Origin of the sequence: Agromyces italicus DSM 16388, from assembly GCF_000421545.1 — a bacterium.
Lineage (GTDB): Bacteria > Actinomycetota > Actinomycetes > Actinomycetales > Microbacteriaceae > Agromyces > Agromyces italicus.
In genome coordinates, this window is sequence record NZ_ATXF01000006.1 from 191,515 (window position 1) to 211,976 (window position 20,462).

Here is a 20,462-nt window from a genome sequence, read left to right on the forward strand (position 1 = left end):
CGGTCGGGGCGTCAGAACGCGAAGGCCAGCCCCAGCCCGACCCCGTAGAGCAGTGCGGTGATGCTGGTGAGCTGCAACGCGAGGATGAGTTCGCGCGCCGTCTTCGCGGTGAGCACGATGACGCAGGCCGGCACCGCGGCGAGCAGTGCGAAGAGCACGAGCCACGCCGTCGGGTAGAAGAACGCGAAGAACACGGCGATGCCGAACGGCACGAGCGTGAACAGCACGAACAGGATGCGCCCGGCGAGCGGTCCGATGAGCACCGCGAGGGTGCGCTTGCCCGCCACCCTGTCTTGCTCGACGTCGCGCAGGTTGTTCGCCATGAGCACGGCGCACGCGAGCAGCCCGACGCCGACGCCGCCGAGCCAGGCCTCGAGGTTCACGGTGAGCGCCTGCACGAACGCCGAGCCCGCCGTCGCGACGATCCCGAAGAAGACGAACACGAAGACCTCGCCGAGCCCCGCGTAGCCGTAGGGCCGCTTGCCGCCGGTATAGAACCAGGCCGCGACGATCGCCGCCGCACCGACGGCGATGAGCCACCACTGCTGGGTGATGACGACGAGGGCCAGCCCGGCGAGCGCGGCGAGCGCGAAGAACGAGAGTGCGACCACCAGCACGTGCCGCGGTTTCACGGCGCCCGAGGCGGTGAGCCGCCGAGGCCCGACCCGGTGGTCATCGGTGCCGCGGACCCCGTCGGAGTAGTCGTTCGAGTAGTTGACGCCGATCTGCAGGGCGAGCGCGACGACGAGGGCGAGCAGCGCGCGCGCCGGATGCCACGGCCCGTCGGCCATCGCGATGACCCCCGCCCCCGTGCCGAGCGCGACGGGCGCGATGGCGAGCGGAAGCGTGCGCAGGCGCGCACCCGAGATCCAGTCGGCGGCGGTCGCGGGGCCGGCTGCACCGGCGGCACGCGGGCTCGCAGCCTTCGCGGGGTTGCCCGATCGGCCGTGCGTGCGCGAACGCTTCGCGAGGTCGTCGGCGGGATTCATCCGTTGGGGTTTCGGGCGGGCCACGACACCATGCTAATTCGCGAGGCGTGCCCGAGCCGCTGAAGAGGCGCGCCAGCGCCGTCTCGAAACCGCGCTCCCTCCGCAACCCGGAGAGCTCAGCGCACCTCTTTCACCGCGTCGAGATAGCGGGCGACCACCTCGAGCTCGGCGACGGTGAAGCCCTCATGCACGCGGCGCATGCCCTCGAGGAGGCTGCGGTACGGGTCGTCCTCGCCGCCCGTGCCGGTTCCGGCGAGCGCACCGGGGCGCAGGTGCACGACGACGCGCCGCCGGTCGTTCGGATCGGTCGAGCGCTCGATGAGGCCCTGCCTCTCGAGCCGGTCGAGCACCCGCGTCGTGGTGCTCGTCGGCAGCTCGGTCAGCTGGCTCACCTCACCGGCGGTCATGGGCTCGCCGCTGCGGGCGATGAAGCCCAGTGCCTGGAGGTCGACGACGTTGACGCCCATCGACCGGGCGATGCGCTCGTTGGTCATGACCGACGACGCGATCACGAGCTGCAAGAGCTCGACGATGCGCCCGCTCACCTCGGCCTTGGTTGACATTCGCGTTGGGCTCACTTATTCTCTCCGATATGGGATTATCCCTGTTTGGGATTATCTCGATCCGGGACTATCCCGGCCCGGAACAACTCAAGCTTACGAAAGGACGACGAGGATGACCACCACCACCCCGCGCCGAGGCCTCGCCATCGGCATCCTCCTGTTCGCCTCGTTCATGGATCTGCTCGACGTCACGATCGTGCAGGTGGCCCTGCCGTCGATCGGCGCCGACCTCGAGGCGACCGAGGCGCAGCTCGAATGGATCGTCAGTGGCTACCTGCTCGCGTTCGCGGTCGCGCTGATCACGGGCGGGCGGCTCGGCGACCTGTTCGGCCGCAGGCGCGTGTTCCTCGTCGGCATCGCCGGCTTCACCCTCGCGTCGGCCGCGGCGGCGGCCGCCTGGTCGGGCGACGTGCTCGTGGCCACCCGCATCGCGCAGGGACTGTTCGCAGCCCTCATGGTGCCGCAGCTGCTCGCGTCGGTGCAGGCACTCTTCACGCCGCGCGAGCGCGCGCCGATGTACGGCCTGATCGGCGGCGTGGCCGGCATCGCGGCGGTCGCCGGGCCGGTACTCGGCGGATGGCTCGTCGACGCCGACCTCTGGGGCCTCGGCTGGCGCAGCGTGTTCCTCATCAACGTTCCCGTGGGCATCGTGATCTTCGCGCTCGCCGCGCGATTCGTGCCAGAGACGCGCTCGTCGCGTCCGATGCGCCTCGACCTCGTCGGCGTCGTGCTGCTCACGGCGGTCATCCTCGCGTTCATGGTTCCGCTCGTCGAAGGCCAGACGCTCGGTTGGCCCGCCTGGCTCTGGATCCCGGTCGCCGCCGGCGCCCTGCTGCTCGTGATCTTCGTCGCCTACTCGCGCCGCCGCATGCGCCGCGACGCCTCGGCCCTGCTGCCCATGCCGCTCTTCGCCGATCGCGGATTCTCGGCCGGCATCGTGACCCAGGCCGCCTTCCAGGGCTCGCTCAACGCCTTCACGCTGCCGTTCATCATCTACCTTCAGGTCGGGCTCGGCTTCGATGCGCTGACCGCCGGGCTCAACCTGCTCGCCTTCAGCCTGGGCGCGCTCGTCGGCACGGGTGCGGTGATCCCGCTGGTGGCGAAGGTCGGCAAGTACCTCGTCACGATCGGTGCGGTGATCATGGCCGCCGGCGTGGTCTGGGTGTTCGCCATCGTCGCCGACACGGGGGCAGACTTCACCGGGTGGGCGGCGGTCTGGCCCATGCTCCTGTCGGGCCTCGGGCTCGCGCTGCTCATCATCCCGCTCGTCGACGTGGCGCTCGCGACGGTGCCGGTCTCAGACGCGGGCGCGGCATCGGGCGCCTACAGCACGTTCCAACAGCTGGGCGCCGCGGCCGGCGTCGCGATCTCGACGACCGTCTTCTTCTCGGTGGTCGGCGACGACTGGAGCCGCGAGCACGTGCTCACCGCGCTGCAGGCGTCGGTGTGGGTCGCCGTGGCCGGCTTCGGCATCGCGGCGCTCGCGAGCCTGTTGCTCCCCCGGCGGGCGGCCGTCCAGGCGCACCTCGACGAGGCGCGCCGCCTGGCCGAGGCCGAAACGGATGCGGTGTCCGCGGAGCCTGCGGCGGTCGGCTCCTAGTCCGACAGCAGTGCCGCGATCGCGCGGCGGTCGGGCTTGCCCGAGACGAGCAGCGGCAGTCGGTCGACGGCCACGAGTCGCATGGGTCGGGCGGCGGGGGCGAGGCCCGCGGCATCCGTCGCCGTTCGCAGCGTCAGCAGGGCGGATGCCTCGTCGCCCACGTCGCCCGCGACCGCGACCGCTGCGCGCTCGCCCCATTCGGTATCCGGCACCGCGACGACGACCGCCTCGGCATAGCCCGAAACCGCGCGCACCGCGCGCTCGACCTCGCCGAGTACGACCTTCACGCCGCCCGAGATCATCACGTCGTCGGCGCGTCCGCGTACCCGCAGCAGCCCATCGGCGGTGAACTCGCCGAGATCGCCGGTGACGTACCACCGCGTGCCGTCGCGATCGGTGCGGAACGCCGCCGCCGTGCGCTCGGGGTCGCCGAGGTAGCCGTCGGCGAGGCTCGACGATGCGAGCTCGATGCGCCCGCCGTCGAAGCGCACCCTCGTGTCGCCGATGGGAGTGCCGTCGTAGACGCATCCGCCCGCCGTCTCACTCGATCCATAGGTGCGCACTACGCGCACCCCTGCGTGCTCGGCCCGCTCGGCGAGCGCGGGCGCGAGCGCCTGCCCGCCGACGAGCACCGCGTCGAACGAGCGCAGCGCGGCCCCCACGAAGGCGTCGCGCTCGGCGGCGTCGAGCAGGCGCGCGAGCTGCGTCGGCACCAGCGAGGTGTAGTGGGGCACGTGGTCGTGCATGCGAGCGGATGCCTCGGCGAACGCCGTCGGATCGAATGCCCCCGGCGACAGCGACACGGTCTCGGTGCCGGCGACGAGCCCCCGCACGATCACCTGGGCGCCCGCGATGTAATGACCCGGGAGGGCGAGCAGCCACTGCCCCGTGCTGCCGAGCGCGTCGTGCGTGGCGTCGGCGCTCGCGACGAGCGCGTCGGCCGAGAGCAGCACCCGCTTCGGGGCATCCGTCGAACCGCTCGTCTCCACGACGAGCGCGACCCGGTCGCCGACCTCGCCCGCGATGTCGCGCGAACTGCCGCCATCAGGCGCGAATGCCGACCGATTGTGCGACATCAGATGGTCGGCGGCGGGCTGCGGGGCGGGCCAGACGGCCGGTCCTCCGTCGAGGGCGGCGGCGAGCGCACGCGTCAACTCCGGGACATCCGACGCCCGAACCCCGATGAGCGGTTTCACCGACGCCACCGACACCGGCTCGGCCGGTTCGCGATAACCGGCATCAGTAGTGCCACGGGTAGGGACCCCAATCGGGGTCGCGCTTCTCGAGGAAGGCGTCGCGGCCCTCGACGGCCTCGTCGGTGCCGTAGGCGAGCCGCGTCGCCTCGCCCGCGAACACCTGCTGGCCGACCATGCCGTCATCGACCGCGTTGAACGCGAACTTCAGCATGCGGATCGCAGTGGGCGACTTCGTGAGGACCGTGCGCGCCATCGCGATCGCCTCGCGCTCGAGCTCGGCGTGCGGCACGACCCGGTTCACCGCGCCCATCTCGTACGCGCGATCCGCCGAGTACTCCTCGGCGAGGAAGAACACCTCGCGAGCGAACTTCTGCCCGATCTGGCGGGCGAAGTACGCCGAGCCGTAGCCGGCGTCGAAGGAGCCCACATCGGCGTCGGTCTGCTTGAAGCGCCCGTGCTCGCGCGAAGCGATCGTGAGGTCGCAGACCACGTGCAGCGAGTGGCCTCCGCCCGCCGCCCAGCCTGGCACGACGGCGATGACGACCTTCGGCATGAAGCGGATGAGTCGCTGCACCTCGAGGATGTGGAGACGTCCGAGGCTCGCCGCCGCGGGTCGAGGAGGCGACGAAGGAGACGACTCGAAACCCCCTCGCTCGCCCGGCTTCGAGACGGCGCTTCGCGTCTCCCCAGCCCGCTGGTCGGGTTCATACTTGTACCCGTCGCGCCCGCGGATGCGCTGATCGCCGCCCGAACAGAACGCCCAGCCGCCGTCCTTCGCGCTCGGGCCGTTGCCCGTCAGCAACACCACGCCGATGCGCGAGTTCGTGCGCGCGTCTTCGAGGGCATGAAAGAGCTCGTCGACCGTGTGCGGCCGGAACGCGTTGCGCACCTCGGGCCGGTCGAACGCGACGCGGGCGATGCGTCCGTCGATCGAGTGGTGGTAGGTGATGTCGGTGAAGGATGCACCCGCGGGAGCCGCGGCCCACTCGCTCGGATCGAACAGTTCGGAGACCTCGGTGCTCATGCTCCAAGCCTATTGCGGGTGATCCGACGGGCTGCCCTCATGCCCCGAACCCTGCATGCCCGTAGCCGCCGCCGTCTCCGAGGTGGATACTCGGAGCATGTTCATCACGGGGGTGGCGGAGGCCGAGGCCGACGGCGAGGTCGCCGAGTACTACGAGACCCAGCGGGGCATCTGGGGGTTCCTTCCGAACTACGCCGCGAGCTTCTCGCATCGCCCCGGGGTGGCCGCCGCCTGGCAGACCCTCAACCTGGCGATCCGGGGCGGCATGGATCGCCGCAGGTACGAGATCGTCACGATCGCCGCGGCACGGGCGCGACGCTCGACCGCCTGCACGGCGGCGCACTCGAAGTTCCTGCGCGACGCGTGCGACGACGACGCCACGATGCGGGCGATCTCCGAACGGCCCGACGGCGCGAATCTCGGTGAGCTCGATCGCGCGCTGTACGAGTTCGCGACGGCCGTCGCCACCGATGCCGCGGCGATCCGGCGCGCCGACGTCGAGCGGCTGCGCGCCCTCGGCCTCTCCGACACCGACATCGCCGATGTCGTCTTCGCCGTTGCCGCTCGTTGCTTCTTCACCGCCGTGCTCGACGGCACCGGCGTGCAGCTCGATCCCGAGACCGCCGCCGAGTTCGAACCCGAACTGCTCGCCTCGATGATCGTCGGCCGCCCCGTCGCCGGCACCTGAGTCTGGAGACCGCGCGTCGCGGCTCGCGCAGTGCCACGATGGGTGCATGACCGACGCCAGCGCCGCCGCACCACTGCCGCACCCCGCACCCGTGCCGCGCCTCGACGAGCTGATCGGCACCGCCCGAGTGGTCGCGCTGCCGCTCATCACCCGCTTCCGCGGCATCGAGGTTCGCGAGGCCGTGCTGATCGAGGGCCCGCAGGGCTGGACGGAGTTCTCCCCCTTCGCGGAATACGACGACGACGAGGCATCCGCCTGGCTCGCCGCCGCGATCGATTTCGGCTGGAACGCGCAGCCGGCGGCGCTCCGCGACCGGATCCCCGTGAACGCGACCGTTCCCGCCGTCGACCCCGACAGCGTGCCGGCGGTGCTCGCCCGCTTCCCGGGCTGCCGCACCGCGAAGGTGAAGGTGGCCGGCGCCGACCAGACCCTCGCCCAGGACGTCGCGCGCGTGCGCGCCGTGCGCGAAGCCCTCGGCCCGGAGGGGCGCGTCCGTCTCGACGCGAACGGCGGCTGGAACGTCGACGAGGCCGAGCACGCCATCCACGCGCTCGCGCCCTTCGACCTCGAGTACGTCGAGCAGCCGTGCGCGACGGTCGAGGAGCTCGCCGAGATCCGTCGGCGCACGAGGTACATGGGCATCCCGATCGCGGCCGACGAGAGCGTGCGGCGTGCCGACGACCCGCTCGCCGTCGCCGAGGCGGGCGCGGCCGACCTCCTCGTCATCAAGGCGCAACCGCTCGGCGGAATCCGCCGGGCGCTCGCGATCGTCGAGGCGGCCGGCCTGCCGGTCGTGGTGTCGAGCGCGCTCGACACGAGCATCGGACTCGCGATGGGCGCGCACCTCGCGGCGGCGGTGCCGACGCTCGAATTCGATTGCGGGCTCGGCACGGCGTCACTGCTCGCAGCGGATGTCACGCGCGCACCGCTCGTTCCCGAAGACGGGTCGATCGCGGTGCGCCGCGTCACGCCCGACCCCGAGCTGCTCGACCGTTACGCGGCTGCCGAGGAGCGCGTGGACTGGTGGCTCGAACGGCTCGGCCGCTGTCACGACGTACTGCGGCTCCGCGACGCGCAGTGACCCCTGCACCGACACGGCCCGACCGATCGATTAGGTTTGCCGAGTCCGCCCGATTCGACCCGAAAGCCATGATGACCACCAGAACTCGACGTTTCACGACCATGCTGGCTGCCGCCGCGACGGTCGCCGCCCTCTCCGGCGCCATCGCCGGCCCTGCTGCGCCCGCTTCCGCAGCCTGGGCGCCCCAGATCGAGCGTCTGTCCGGCGCAGACCGCTACCAGACCGCCGTCGCGATCTCGAAGAAGTTCCCGGCCGGACCGACCCATGTCTTCATCGCGACGGGCGAGGCGTTCCCCGATGCGCTGAGCGTCTCGGCGCTCGCCTCGTCGTATGAGAGCCCGCTGCTGCTCGTGCAGAAGAACTCCATCCCCGCGGGTGTGGTGAATGAGATCAAGCGACTGAAGCCCCGTGAGATCCTCATCGCCGGCGGCACCGGCGCCGTCAGCAAGAACGTCGAGAACCAGCTCTCGAAGCTCGTCGGCGAACTCAACCGTGCTTCGGGCGCCGACCGTTATGACACGAGCCTTGCGATCGCGCAATTCGGCCCGTGGTACAACGGCGCAACGTTCGTTGCGACCGGTCGCGACTTCCCCGATGCGCTGACGGCCGCTCCGGTCGCCGGCGATTTCGGGGCCCCGGTGCTGCTCGTCGACGGCAAGCGCTCGTCGCTCGACAGTGCGACGAAGAACGCCATCGTTGCGAACGGCCCCAAGTTCGCCGCCGTCATCGGCGGCACCGGCGCCGTGTCCGCCGGAATCTTCAAGCAGCTCGGCGGCCTGCACGCGACGATGTACCGCTTCAACGGCAGCGACCGCTACGAGACGGGCGTGAAGCTGAACGATCAGCACTTCGGCAGCGACTACGACGTCGCGTATCTCGCCGTGGGCACCGGCTACGCCGACGCGCTCGCGGGCGGCTCGCTCGCAGCTCAGAACGGCCCCCTCTTCCTCGTGCAGCGCAACTGCATCCCGAGTGTCGTGCTCGACTCGCTGAACAAGGCGCAGCCCGCGAAGGTCGTGCTGCTCGGCGGCAAGGGCGTGCTCACCGACGGCGTGGCGAAGCTCAAGCGCTGCGCCTGATCACGGGCGCATCATCATGGGGCCGCGGCGATTCGCCGCGGCCCTTCGATGTCGGTTCCCCCACACCACCCCCAGCAATGGGGGTCGGTGATGTCGACACGATCGCGGCGCATCAGGGTGAGCACGGATGCCGCACCCGCACGCCGGCACGACGGTTGAGGTCGTGCGCGCGCCGCCCGGGCGCGCGCGCCTCGAACCCACCCGAAGGGAATCACATGTCCAAGCGGACCTTGACCAACATCACGGCGGGCGTCGCGCTCGCCGCGGCCGGTGTGCTCGTCACCGGCGCCGGCGCCTACGCGCACGAGTGCTTCAACCCGAACCGCTCCGAGCAGGGCAACGCCGGGGCGTCGAACTCGCAGTCCTGGTTCACCGTGCACGTCGAGGAGCTCACGTTCGGCCTCCCCGAGGCCGATGCCGAATGCGTGCTCGATGCCTACGCCGAGACCGGCGCGCCGAGCTCGTTCACCATCAAGATCAAGGGCGCGAACGGCCAAGACGGCACGCTCGGGTCCAGCAATCCGAACAACGAGGTGAAAGCCTCAGACGGCAAGGGCATCGACGAGATCTTCGCCGCGCACGGCGACGACATCGTCGGCAGTTTCATGTCGTGCGGGGTCGAACCGCCGTTCCCGGCCTGAGCGACTGCGGGAGCGACGAATCCTCGCCGGTCGAGGAGCGCCGACGCGCAGCGGCGACGCGTCTCGAGACCGGGTCACCAGGTCTCGAGACGCGTCCTCCTTCGTCGGGCGCTCCTCGACCAGCAGGGGTCACCACAGCAGGATCGGCACCGGCACGGTCTGCGTGTCGGCGTAGCCCTCGTCACCGGTGAAGACCGCATGCACGAGATGCAGGCCGCGACCGAGCTTCGGCAGCTTGAGGTTCACCCGGCCCTCGTCCTCCGCGGTGAGCTCGACCGTCCCGAGCTTCGTGCCGCCCTCGTACACCGCGAAGGTGCCCGTCGGGGTCGAGCCGTCGAGCGCGACGACCTTCGCGACGTACTTCACGGCCGAGCCCGACTTCGCGACGAGCTTGTTCGGCGCGCCGAGGGCGAGCGTCGCGACCGCGGGCGGAGGCTGCTCGTCGACCAGCACGGCGACACTGCGGGCCGGCACGGTGACGGTGCCCGACGCGGCATCCCAGGCGGTCTGCTTCACGACCTCGTCGGCGCCCGATGCCTGCGCCTCGGCGAGCGCGAAGTCGCGCCCGGCGAGCCCGCCGACCGTCTGGGTGACGGCCGCCGGCGAGGCGTTGAACACCACCAGCGCGCCATCCAGCGACGGGTCGACGTCATCGCCCACGAGATCGTCGATCTGCATGACGATCACGCCCGGCGTCGCGCCCGGCCCGCTGTTCGGGAACGAGACCTTCTGCTCGATGAGTTCGGCGGATCCCAGCTGCAGCAGGTCGACCGACGAGCGCACGCGCAGCAAGTCGAGGGCGGATGCCTCGGCCGCCGCCATGTCGGCCGCGGTCGGCTTCAGCGCGGGGTCGGCGAGGAGCGGCGCCATGACCGGCCACTTGCCGCCGTTGTCGGCCTCGCCCGGCAGGCCCGAGCCGAAGGTCGACTCCTGGCCCGTCCAGTCGACCCTGTTGAACCAGTCGCCCGAGTTGTAGCTGTTGCGGTCGAGCGACTTCGAGCGCAGCAGCTCGGTGCCTGCGTGCCAGAACGAGGGCGACTGCGACAGGGTGACCGTCGCGAGCGACAGCGTGTTCATGCGCACCCGGTCGGCCATCGGGGTGCCCTGCGGCAGCTTGAACACCGAGAGGTCGTACAGCGTCTCGTTGTCGTGCGCGTCGACGTAGTTGATCACCTCGTCGGGCTGGTCGGCGTAGCCGGCCGGCGAACCCCGGTAGTCGAGCTGGTCGCCGCGCACGGTCGCGCCCGTGGCATCCGTCAACTCGTAGCCGCGCAGGTTGCCCGCGAGGCCGAGCTTCACGAGGTCGGTCTGGTGCGCGAGGTCGGCGAGCTGATCGGCCTGCGACGGCGTGCCGGGCCGGCCGTTCGGGTCGGTGCCGAGCCCCGTGCCGAAGCCCTGCGTGAACGTCGACGTGCCGTCGACCGGGCTGCCGCCGTGCACCGCGTCACGCAGCCGGTCGTTGAAGGTCCCGATGCCGGTTCCGCCGAGCTGGCCCTGCGTGGCCTGTTCGAAGAGGGCGTCGTTCGCGACCTCGCCGAAGTTCCAGCCCTCGCCGTAGAGGTAAACGGCCTTGCCATCGACCCCGTCGGCCTCGAGAGTGAGTTCGTCGAGCGCGGCCCGCACGGCGAGCATGTTCTCCTTCGAGTGGTGGCCCATCAGGTCGAAGCGGAACCCGTCGACCTTGTACTCCTTCGCCCACAGCACGACCGAGTCGACCATGAGCTGCTGCGCGACCTCGTGCTCGGTCGCCACGTTCTGGCAGCACGTCGAGGTCTCGACGGCGCCGACCGCATTGAGCCGCTGGTAGTAGCCGGGCACGATGCGGTCGAGCACCGACTTCTGGCCCTGACCCGCCTCGGCGGTGTGGTTGTACACCTCTCGTAGATCGCCCGGTCGACGGGGCGCTCGACGACGGGCGCCGGGGTCTTCGCCCACTGCTCGGGGGCGAGCGCCGGGTCGTCGAGGTCGACGACGACCGTGCGCGCCGAATTCGTCGTGAGGGCCACGGAGTACGGGTCGGTCACCGAGTTGGACTCGACCTTCCCCGTCGACGGCGCGAACACCTCCACCGACCAGCGGTACTCGTCGCCCGCGGCGACGCCGTCGACCGACCAGGTGCCGCTCGCGTCGTTGCGCACCGCGGCGACGCGCTCGGGGTCGCCGATCGCTCCGGCATCCCAGCGCTCGAGCGCGACCTCGCGCGCCGTCGGCGCCCACAGGGTGAGGGTCGCCTCGTCGCCGTTCCAGTCGGTGCCGAGCGGGGCGGATGCCACGGCGTCGGCGTAGAGAGCGTCGAGCACGCCGGGCAGCTGCACCCCGGTGAAGGCGGTGAGGGCATCGCCGTCGCCGCCCGATCCGCCCGTCCGCTGCGCGACCGCGAGCTCCTCGGTGAGGAGGTCGGCGACGTCGGCGCGGTCGGCGCCGACGACCCGCACCGCTAGGTATCCCTCGAGCGCCGGGAACTTCTCGAGCTGCGCCTCGGAGAGGCCAGCCGGGTCGAGTTCGAGCTCGACGGCTTCGCCGCCGCCCGTGACCTCGCCGTCGGTCACCCCGAGGCCCGCGTCAGGTGCGTGCTCGAGCGACCACGTGGCATCCTCGGCCTTCGCACCGCCGAGCAGGGCGGCGGGCCAGGCGATCGTCTGCTCGTCGACCCAGTGCGCCTGCGACTGCCCGCTGCCCGCGAGCGGCGGGTCGGTGACGACGATCTCGAGCACGTGCGTCGCGAGCGTGTAGCGGAACTCGACGAGCTTGCCGCCGGTCGCGGTGAACGTGTAGTTGGCACCCCCGGGGGCGCCGTCGACGCCGTAGTTCTCGTCCCAGCCGAGCCCGTGTGCGACCTTCACCTCGTGGGCCCCGTCGGGGATCTTCGAGGTCGCGAATGTGTAGACGCCGTCCTTGTCGCCGTCCTGCATGAGCGAAGCGAGGCAGTCGGGCTGCCAGTCGCCGGGGCATCCGACCTCCTGCTGGAAGCTGCCGGGCAGCGTCACCGTGGGGCCTTCGGCGGTCGACGAGACGACCTTCGTCGTGGGGTTCCAGTAGAACGTCACCGGCTTCGTGCCGTCGGTCGAGTAGGTGACGTTGCCGCCGTTCTGCTCGCCGTTCGCGCCGTAGTTGACGTCCCAGCTGCCGTTGAGGGCGACCTTGTACTCGTAGTCGCCTGCCGGCACCTCGAACGTGCCGGCGTAGATGCCGTCGGCGCGGAGCGTGAGCTTCGCCGCCTCGCAGCCGGGCGCCCAGTCGCCGGCGCAGCCCATCTCGCTGTTGTGCGAACCGGGCACCGTGACGAGGTCGATCGGCTGCTCGGGCTCCTCGCCGCCGTCGGCGAGGTTCACGGCGTTGCCGACGCTCGCGTACGTGCTCGCCGCCGAGCGGTTGCCCGCTGCGTCGGTCGAGACGGCGCGGTACTCGACGAGCGTGCCCTTCGCAATGCCGGCCGTGTCGTGGAACACCCGCGGGCTCGTGTCCTCGGCGGTGCCGAGCGCGTGCCAGGCGTCGTCGCCAGTCGCGCCGGCAACGCGCCACGCGAAGCTCGTCTCCTGCCAGGTGGCGTCGGCGACGTCGGCGGCGACCGGGGTCACGCCCGAGACGCCGGCACCCGCCGCGGGCACCGCGAGCGAGATCGCCTCGGCCGCGTCGGGGGCGCTCACCTCGCGGTCGGCGCGCAGCACGACGGTGCCGAGGGCCGGCACCGTGACGGAGGCCACGCCGTCGGCGTCGGCGGTGACGGCCGCCGTGCCGGCGCCGCCCGTGCCGCCGTCGTAGAGCACCTCGAACGAGCCGCCCTTCGTGAGCGTCGGCACCAGGGCGGTGCGCGCCTCGCCCGCATTGTTCGCGGCGACGAGGACCTCGCGCTTCTCGTCGCGATCGACCCGGCTGAAGGCGTACACGCCCGCGCCGTTGTCGACGTAGCGCTCGATCTGCGCGCCCGTCGCGAGTGCGGGGTGCGCCTGGCGCAGCGCCGAGAGTGCGGCGATGTGCTCGTAGAGCGGGGCATCCGTGCCGAAGCGGTCGACGCTGCCGGCCTGCTCGCCCGTGACGAGCTGCTGGTTCTGGTACTCGGTCACCTGGCTCGCGAAGAGCGACTGGCGGGCGTCCTTGTCGCCGCCGGTGCCGGCGAAGCCCTGCTCGTCGCCGTAGTAGACGACGGGCTGGCCGCGCATCAGGAAGAGGAGCTCGTGGGCGAGCTCGTCGCGCTCGAGCGGGGCGCCGGTCGACTGAAGGAAATGGCCGACACGACCCATGTCGTGGTTGCCGAGGAAGGTCGGCAGCGCCGTCGCCGAGGAGTCGGGCGTCGTGTAGTAGTCGTCGCCCGCGAAGAGCGACTGCAGGTTCTTCGCCGAGTTGCCGGCCGCGAAGCTCACGGCCTGCGACTGGAAGGTGAAGTCGAGCACCGAGTTCATGTCGGTCTTGCGCACGTAGGGGCTGAGTTTCACCGGGTCGGCGTCGTAGACCTCGCCGAACATGAAGAAGTCGGGTTTTCCGGCGGCGTGCGCGTAGTCGAGCACCTCGCTCGCCCACTGCTGCCAGAACTCGAAGTTCACGTGCTTGGCGGTGTCGATGCGGAAGCCGTCGATGCCGAGGTCGACCCACTGCTCGTACACGTCGACGAAGCCGTTCACGACGGTCGGGTGCTCGGTCATGAGGTCGTCGAGGCCCGAGAAGTCGCCGTACGTGACCGACTCGCCCTCCCACGTCGAATCGCCGCGGTTGTGGTAGAGCGTCGGGTCATTGAGCCACGCCGGCACCTTGAGGTCGGCGTCGTCGGCCGTGAGCTTCGGCGTGTACGGGAAGCTCGTCGCCGCATCGAGCGTCGGGAAATCGGCCCCGGTGTCGGCGTCGGCGAAGTCGGCCGGGTCGAACTCGGCGCCTTCGGTGTCGAGGTAGGGGCTCGTCGCCTGATCGATGTAGTCGTAGTTCTGCTCTTCGTAGTCGATGACGTCGGCGGTGTGGTTCGTGATGATGTCGAAGTACACCTTGATGCCGCGCTCGTGCGCGTCGGCGATGAGCGCCTCGAGCTCGGCGTTCGTGCCGAGGTGCGGGTCGATCTGGGTGAAGTCGGTGACCCAGTAGCCGTGGTAGCCGGCGCTCGCGTTCGCACCCTCGCCCTGCACTGGCCGGTTCTTGAAGCTCGGCGTCAGCCAGATCGCCGTCGTGCCGAGCCCCTCGATGTAGTCGAGCTGCTCGCGGAGCCCCGCGAGGTCGCCGCCCTGGTAGAAGCCCTTGTCGGTCGGGTCGAAGCCGGTCGCGAGGCGGTCGCCGGTGAGCCCGCCCTCGTCGTTCGTCGGGTCGCCGTTCGCGAACCGGTCGGTCATCACGAAGTAGAAGGTCTCATCGCTGCCGGGCTGGCGCACCGGCTCGGCGACGAGCGCGGCGTCGGATGCCTCGTCGTAACCGCCGGCCAGGCTTGCCGGTGCCACCTCGAGGCCGACCTTCTTGAGGGTGTCGTCGAACACGACCCGCACGGTCGTGTCGCCCGCGACCGCCAGCGGGATGTCGTCTCCCCCGCCGTTCAGCCCGTACGCCTCGTCCCACGAGTCGTTCACGGCGACCTTGTAGTTCCAGACGCCCGCGGGGATCGTGAACTCGGCCGCGAAGACGCCGGCGGTGTTCGTCGCGAGCAGTTCGGTCTCGGCACAGGCGGGTGTCCAGTCCTCGGCGCATCCGAGCTCGGACTGGAGGTCGCCGACGAGCGCGAAGCTGCGCTCCTCCGCTGCGACGGCCGCGAGGCCGAGCCCGGGCGCGAAGCTCAACGCCGTGACGGCGAGCCCTCCGGTCACTGCGGCGGCGACCCACCTGCGTACGAGTGAGCGTTGCGTCATCTTCGACTCCCGATTCCCGGCACGACTCCGTGCCACCGACACTGCTCGCGAAGGTAGCAGCGTCTCCACGGTTAATGCAAGCGTTTGCAGTCGGGATGGGCAATGATGACACGAAGGTGAGGTTCCGACTCAGGGCCGGAGTGCAATCGCTGTCACTCCATCGGTCGCAGTCGTCAGTAACCGGCGCCGCAACCTCCCGGAACTCAGCCGCACGAGCGAATGCGAAGCCGGAGTTGCGGCGAACCGGGGCGGAGGAGGGTCGAGCTCACATCATTACGTCACTGATATGCGTCTGGTATCAGCACCGGTGCCCGCGGCGCGCGACGACATCGCTGATCCGCAGACGGTCTCAGTGATACCAAGCACGTATCAGTGACGTAGTCCGTTCCACGGGACGGTCGCGCAGGACGGTCGCGCGGGACGGTCGCGCGGGACGGTCGAGGGAGCCGTCTCACCGATGCGGGCGAACGCGAAGGCGAAGGCGAAAGCGACTGAGCGACTGAGCGACTGAGCGACTGAGCGACGACGACTCAGAGTCCCGAGTAGGCGTGCAGTCCCTTGAAGAAGAGGTTCACCACGGTGAAGTTGAACAGCACCGTCGAGAAGCCGATGATCGCGAGCCAGGCCGAGCGCGAGCCGCGCCAGCCGCGCGTCGCGCGCGCATGGATGTACCCGGCGTAGACCACCCAGATGATGAAGGTCCACACCTCCTTGGTGTCCCAGCCCCAGTAGCGGCCCCAGGCCTTCTCGGCCCAGACCGCGCCGGCCATGAGGGTGAAGGTCCACATGATGAAGCCGATGATGTTGACGCGGTAGGCGAGGTTCTCGAGCGAGACCGCGTCGGGCAGGGTCGCGAGGAAGCTCGCCTTCGCGGCCTTCGCCGAGGCGATCACGGCCTCGCGGCGGGCCTGCATGAGCTGCACGACCGACAGCGCGAACCCGAGGGCGAAGAAGCCGACGGAGGCGCTCGCGACGAACACGTGGATCACGAGCCAGATCGACTGCAGCGCCGGCGGCAGCGGGATGGGGCTCACGTAGAAGTTGATGGTCGCGACGCCGAGCAGCACGAGCACGAGGCCCGTGACGAAGGTGCCGAGGAAGCGCAGATCCTGCTTGGCCACGACCAGCACGAGAAGGAACACCGTCGTGATGATGAGCGTGCCCGTGAGCGCGAACTCGTACATGTTGGCCCAGGGCACGCGGCCCGCGGCGAGGCCGCGCAGCACGGTTCCGGAGAGGTGCAGCAGCCAGGCGAGCACCGTCATCGCGACGCCCACGCGAAGCGCAGGCGAACGTCCGTAGGCGACGGATGCCCCGGCGCCCGGGCCGCCCGCGGCGCCGAGCTTGACCTTCGCCGGCCGCGCGGGCCCTGCGCTCGCACCGCCCTCGGCGGCCGCTGCCGCTGCGCTCGCCTTCGCCGCCGCTGCGGCCTGGAGCACCCCGACGTGCTCGGGCGCCCCCGCCGTCACCTCGGGCGTGGCATCCGCCGCGGCCGTGACCGCCGCCGAGCGCTTGGCGAGGTCGATCGAGAACGCGATGAACGCGATCGCGTACACGACCATGGCCGAGTACACGCAGAGGATGGAGATCTCGTCGAGCTGCACCGTTCTACCTTACGTCGAATGCGGGGTTGGTCTGGGGGTTACTTCGCGTCGTCGGCCGGGCCGGCGTGCTTGTCGGCGAACGCCGACACCGCGTCCTCGAGCGTCGGGTCCTCGCCGCGGGCGAGTGCGGCGTACTCGAGCGCGATGCGCCCGTCGGGCCGCTCGAGCGCCTTCACCCACATGCGCCGGCGCGGCACGAAGAGCGACACGAGCAGGCCCGCGAGGATCAGCACGGCGAACACGAGCACCCAGATCTGCGTGGGGTCGTGATGGATGTCGAAGCTCGCGAAGCGCGGCACGCTCTGCGAATAGTCGCCCTCCGAGGCATCCGGAGAGGCGTTCTCGAAGGTGACCGTGCCGAGCCCGTTCGGCAGCTCGGTCGTCTCGCCCGGCATGAGCTCGATGGAGTCGACGCCGGTGTCGCCGCCCGTGAGCTGCTCCATGGTCGAGGGGTCGAGCGTGTACACCGAGGTCGGCTTGCCCTCGTTGATGCCGAGGTCGCCCTGGTAGACGTTGAGCGTCAGCACCGGGTAGACGAGGTCGGGGTAGGTCGAGGCGTAGGCGCCGGTGTCGAGCGTCTCCTGCGTCGGGTAGAAGAAGCCGACCATGCCGAGCTGCTCGTCCATGCCGTCGGGCACCTTCACGACGCCGATCGAGGTGAGGTTCGCGTCCTGCGGGAGGAACGGCACCGAGTCGGTGAACACGACCTCGCCGTCGGCGTTGCGCACTGTGATCGTCGGGGCGTAGCCGTTGCCGAGCAGGTACACGTCGGTGCCGTGCGTGTAGAGCGGCTCGTTGACCTTGACGGTGCGGTCGGTGCTCTCCTCGCCCTGGCCTTCGACGGTGACGTGCGCCGTGAAGTCGATGGGCTGACCGAAGGCCTTGCGGTTCTCGGTCTCGTATACGGCGTCGAGCTCCTCGAGCGAGAGGCTGTACGGCTGCAGCCGGGTGTCGTCGAAGAAGCGCCCGGGGTTGAACGAGTCGTACGCGGCTAGCGTGTTGACGAAGGTCTGACCCTCGACGATGACCCGCTGGCCCGAGAACCCGAAGCCGCCGCCGAAGCCGACCGCGACCAGCACGCCGAGCAGCGCCGTGTGGAACACCAGGTTGCCGGTCTCGCGCAGGTAGCCGCGCTCGGCCGAGACCGAGAGCACGCCGCGCTGCTCGTAGCGCTCGACGCGATAGCCGGCCTGGCGCAGCTGCGTCGTGGCGGTCGCGATCGCCGTCTCGGCGTCGATGCCCTCGGGCGCGGTGCGCTCGGTGTAGCCCGCGAGCCGACCGAGCCGCGCGGGGGTGCGGGGCGGCCGCGCGCGCAGCGCCTCGAAGTGGTGCTTCGTGCGCGGGATGATGCAGCCGATGAGCGAGACGAACAGCAGCAGGTAGACGGCCGAGAACCACGCCGAGGTGTAGACGTCGAACATCTGGAAGCCGTCGAGGATCGGCGCCAGCGTCGGGTTGTCGTCGAAGTACTGGGTGACGCCGTTGGGGTCGCTCGAGCGCTGCGGCACGAGCGAGCCGGGCACGGCGGCGATCGCGAGCAGGAGCAGCAGGAGCAGCGCGGTGCGCATACTCGTCAGCTGCCGCCACGCGAAGCGCAGCCAGCCGACGACACCGAGCTTGGGTTGGTTGACGGATGCCTCGCCGGGATCGGGCTCGGCCGAGTCGATGTGGTCGGCCGGGCGCGAGGGCGCACCGGGGTCAGATCGGGAGGTCAAAGCCCGTGATCACCGCCTGCAGTTCGTACATCCAGATGGACCAGATCCCCGTCACCATGAGCACGCCGATGAGGATGAGCAGCGCGCCGCCCACGAGGTTCACGACGCGGATGTGACGGCGGAGGAAGGCGAGCGACCCCGTCACCCAGCCGAAGCCGGCCGCGACGAGGAGGAAGGGGATGCCGAGGCCGATGCAGTAGACGAGCCCGAGCAGCACGCCCCGCCACGCCGAGGCCGAGTCGGCGCTGAGCGTGAGCACGACCGCGAGGGTCGGGCCGATGCACGGGGTCCAGCCGATGCCGAACACGACGCCGAGCAGCGGCGCACCCGCGAGCCCGGTGGCCGGCCGCCAGCTCGGCTTGAAGGTGCGCTGCATGAAGCTGAACTGCCCCACGAAGACGAGGCCCATGGCGATGAGCAGCACGCCCGCCACGCGGATGATGACGTCGGTGTACTGCATGAGCCACGCCCCGGCGACCCCGGCGACGAGGTTGAAGGCGACGAAAACGACGGTGAACCCGGCGACGAAGAGCAGCACGCCGAGCAGCAGCCGTCGGCGGTTGCGGCGCTCCTCCCCGGCGTCGGCCGAGGCATCCGTGAACCCGCCGAGAAAGCCGAGGTACCCGGGCACGAGCGGCAGCACGCACGGCGAGAGGAACGAGATCAGGCCCGCCGCGAGTGCGATCGGCACCGCCGCGAGCAGCTGCCCGCTGAGCACGACCTCGCCGACGCCGCCCACGCTACGCCTGCTCGGCGAGGAGGTCGTCGATGATCGACGAGAGGATCGAGGCCTCTTCGAGCTGGCCGAGCACGCGGGCCGCGACGCGGCCCTCCTGGTCGAGCACGATCGTCGTCGGCACGGCCGCCGGCGGCACGCGCCCGGCGAAGGCGAGCTGCACCTCGCCCTCGTTCACGTCGAGGATCGAGGGGTAGGTCACACCGTAGTCGTCCTCGAAGGATGCCGCGGTGCCGGCCTGGTCGCGCACGTTGACACCGACGAATCCGACCTTCTCGGGGTCGACCTCGGAGTAGACGTCCTCGAGGATCGGGGCCTCGACGCGGCAGGGGGCGCAGCCGGCGTACCAGAAGTTGACGACCTGCACCTGCCCCGAGGCATCCGCGCTGTCGTACTCGTCACCCTCGACGGTCTCGCCTGCGAACTCGATCGGCTCGCCCCGCTCATCCGCGGGGTAGACCGAGATGGTGCCGTCGCCGGCGATGTAGTTCTTGCCGCTGCCCTCGCGGAACTGGTCGGCCAACGGGTCGCTCGCGCACCCCGCGAGGGTGAGCATGGATGCCACGGCGAGCGCCGCGACGAGTGCATTCTTCTTCACACCGCTCCAACGTCCGTCGCCTGTGCGGCGAGACCCGCCGCGGGATCCGTGTAGCCGACCTCGGCGAAGCGGTGCCCGGCGGCACTGCCCGCGACCCCCTGCATCTCGAGCGTCGTGATGCTCGACAGCGCGCAGCGACGTCGCCGCGGGTCGTGCGAGAGCCGTTCACCGGCGAGGTGGCGGTGCACCATCCAGATCGGGAGCTGGTGGCTGACGATGACGACGTCGCCGCCGTCGACCGCGTTCCACGCGTCTTCGATGGCCGCCATCATGCGGGCGGCGATCGAGCCGAAGGGCTCGCCCCAGCTCGGCTCCCACGGGTTCACGAGCAGGCCCCAGTTGCGGATGTCACGGAGCGCGCCGCCCGGGCCGCGCATGCGCTTGCCCTCGAAGCGGTTCTCGGGCTCGATCACGCGGTCGTCGAGCGTCGGCTCGAGGTCGAACGCCGCGGCGATGGGCTCGCCCGACTGCTGGGTGCGCTGCAGCGGCGAGGTGATGAGGGCGGAGACGGGGCGCCCGCGCGCGACGAGGTCGTCGGCCGCGGCCTTCGCCATCAGCCGGCCGAGATCGCTGAGCCCGTACCCGGGAAGTCGACCGTAGAGCACGCCCTGGGGGTTGAACACCTCGCCATGGCGCACGAGGTGGATCTGCTCGGCCGGCACGGGTTCCAGTCTAGAGAGCCCGATCCTTTGAATCCGCCGAGTGAGCGCGGGTTGAGGACGGAGCGAAGCGACCGTCTCGACACCCGTCGGTCGCGGTGCGCCCGACGCAGGAGGACGCGTCGGAATGTGATCGGCGATTCATCGACCCAGTACAGCTCGTGGCGTCCAGCGGCGATGAGGGGCCCAGCTCTTGGGTGAATGGTTCTCGTTCCAGCCATGCCAGTTCCCCCTCATCGCCGACTTGATGAGGCGCAACTCGCATAGCCCCGAGAGACGTGCCGGCCGTTGGAGAACCTCGTCGAGCAGAACCGCGAGGCTCTGCTTGCCCGCGTCGTCGCCCCGCATGGCCCGGCCGGGGCCGTGCCAGATGACCGGCGTCAGCGCCCGCACGACCGACGTCACTCGGACCATCGCGCGAGAGCGCTGGTTTCGACATGCGTCGACTTCGTCGGCGCTACTCGACCGGC

Annotated in this window: 15 protein-coding genes and 1 pseudogene; 5 read left to right on the forward strand and 11 right to left on the reverse strand. The window is 70.5% G+C overall.

The genetic code is table 11. The features are described 5' to 3' along the window. Positions 1–11 precede the first annotated feature (11 nt). On the reverse strand, positions 12–989 hold the full coding sequence (locus H516_RS0108905) for a 1,4-dihydroxy-2-naphthoate polyprenyltransferase (RefSeq protein WP_022889373.1): 978 nt from the start codon (positions 987–989) through the stop codon (positions 12–14). A 116-nt stretch (positions 990–1,105) separates the two neighbouring features. Beyond that, positions 1,106–1,552, reverse strand: coding sequence for a MarR family winged helix-turn-helix transcriptional regulator (locus H516_RS0108910; RefSeq protein WP_022889374.1), 447 nt, complete (start codon positions 1,550–1,552; stop codon positions 1,106–1,108). A 112-nt stretch (positions 1,553–1,664) separates the two neighbouring features. Between H516_RS0108910 and H516_RS0108915 the strand changes: the two genes are divergently transcribed. Next, a complete protein-coding gene (locus tag H516_RS0108915) occupies positions 1,665–3,152 on the forward strand; it encodes an MFS transporter (protein ID WP_022889375.1) in 1,488 nt (495 codons plus the stop codon). Here the strand turns inward: H516_RS0108915 and H516_RS0108920 are convergent. Together H516_RS0108920 and H516_RS0108925 are read right to left on the reverse strand one after the other, a co-directional pair. Then, positions 3,149–4,348, reverse strand: a complete 1,200-nt coding sequence (locus H516_RS0108920) for an AMP-binding protein (protein WP_245561770.1) — start codon at positions 4,346–4,348, stop codon at positions 3,149–3,151. The genes H516_RS0108915 and H516_RS0108920 overlap by 4 nt on opposite strands. Positions 4,349–4,391: 43 nt before the next feature. Further along, the gene (locus H516_RS0108925) at positions 4,392–5,372 is read right to left on the reverse strand and encodes a 1,4-dihydroxy-2-naphthoyl-CoA synthase (RefSeq protein WP_022889377.1); all 981 of its coding nucleotides are present in this window, start codon (positions 5,370–5,372) and stop codon (positions 4,392–4,394) included. A 97-nt stretch (positions 5,373–5,469) separates the two neighbouring features. Between H516_RS0108925 and H516_RS0108930 the strand changes: the two genes are divergently transcribed. From H516_RS0108930 to H516_RS0108945, 4 genes are all read left to right on the forward strand, one after another. Then, positions 5,470–6,060 (forward strand): carboxymuconolactone decarboxylase family protein, encoded by a 591-nt coding sequence (locus H516_RS0108930; RefSeq protein ID WP_022889378.1) that lies wholly within the window; start codon positions 5,470–5,472, stop codon positions 6,058–6,060. Positions 6,061–6,106: 46 nt separating this feature from the next. Further along, entirely contained in the window at positions 6,107–7,141 is a 1,035-nt protein-coding gene (locus H516_RS0108935) for an o-succinylbenzoate synthase (RefSeq protein ID WP_022889379.1), read from the forward strand. Positions 7,142–7,212: 71 nt separating this feature from the next. Continuing rightward, positions 7,213–8,220 carry a cell wall-binding repeat-containing protein gene (locus H516_RS19335; RefSeq protein ID WP_169513512.1) on the forward strand — a complete coding sequence of 336 codons (1,008 nt, stop codon included), beginning with the start codon at positions 7,213–7,215 and terminating at the stop codon, positions 8,218–8,220. Between the two features lie 215 nt (positions 8,221–8,435). Next, complete coding sequence (locus tag H516_RS0108945; RefSeq protein WP_022889381.1) at positions 8,436–8,861, forward strand: hypothetical protein; 426 nt, start codon at positions 8,436–8,438, stop codon at positions 8,859–8,861. Between the two features lie 129 nt (positions 8,862–8,990). On the opposite strand, the gene H516_RS22935 is transcribed toward H516_RS0108945, so the two are convergent. The 7 genes and pseudogenes from H516_RS22935 to H516_RS0108975 all read right to left on the reverse strand — a co-directional run bounded on the left by H516_RS22935 (position 8,991) and on the right by H516_RS0108975 (position 19,995). Then, positions 8,991–9,314 (reverse strand): Ig-like domain-containing protein, encoded by a 324-nt coding sequence (locus tag H516_RS22935; protein WP_245561788.1) that lies wholly within the window; start codon positions 9,312–9,314, stop codon positions 8,991–8,993. After that, a pseudogene (locus H516_RS20930) lies at positions 9,297–14,680 on the reverse strand (alpha-1,6-glucosidase domain-containing protein); the annotation flags it as partial. The gene H516_RS22935 and the pseudogene H516_RS20930, both read right to left, overlap by 18 nt. Before the next feature lie 530 nt (positions 14,681–15,210). Further along, entirely contained in the window at positions 15,211–16,242 is a 1,032-nt protein-coding gene (ccsB, locus tag H516_RS0108955; RefSeq protein ID WP_051138773.1) for a c-type cytochrome biogenesis protein CcsB, read from the reverse strand. Positions 16,243–16,322: 80 nt separating this feature from the next. Continuing rightward, positions 16,323–17,999 (reverse strand): cytochrome c biogenesis protein ResB, encoded by a 1,677-nt coding sequence (gene resB, locus H516_RS0108960; protein ID WP_022889383.1) that lies wholly within the window; start codon positions 17,997–17,999, stop codon positions 16,323–16,325. Next, positions 17,983–18,738 (reverse strand): cytochrome c biogenesis CcdA family protein, encoded by a 756-nt coding sequence (locus tag H516_RS0108965; RefSeq protein ID WP_022889384.1) that lies wholly within the window; start codon positions 18,736–18,738, stop codon positions 17,983–17,985. The genes resB and H516_RS0108965 overlap by 17 nt, the downstream gene beginning before the upstream one ends. A 1-nt stretch (position 18,739) precedes the next feature. After that, the gene (locus H516_RS0108970) at positions 18,740–19,333 is read right to left on the reverse strand and encodes a TlpA family protein disulfide reductase (RefSeq protein ID WP_022889385.1); all 594 of its coding nucleotides are present in this window, start codon (positions 19,331–19,333) and stop codon (positions 18,740–18,742) included. Continuing rightward, a complete protein-coding gene (locus H516_RS0108975; protein WP_022889386.1) occupies positions 19,330–19,995 on the reverse strand; it encodes a histidine phosphatase family protein in 666 nt (221 codons plus the stop codon). Before H516_RS0108975 ends, H516_RS0108970 begins: the two co-directional genes overlap by 4 nt. Between the last annotated feature and the right edge of the window lie 467 nt (positions 19,996–20,462).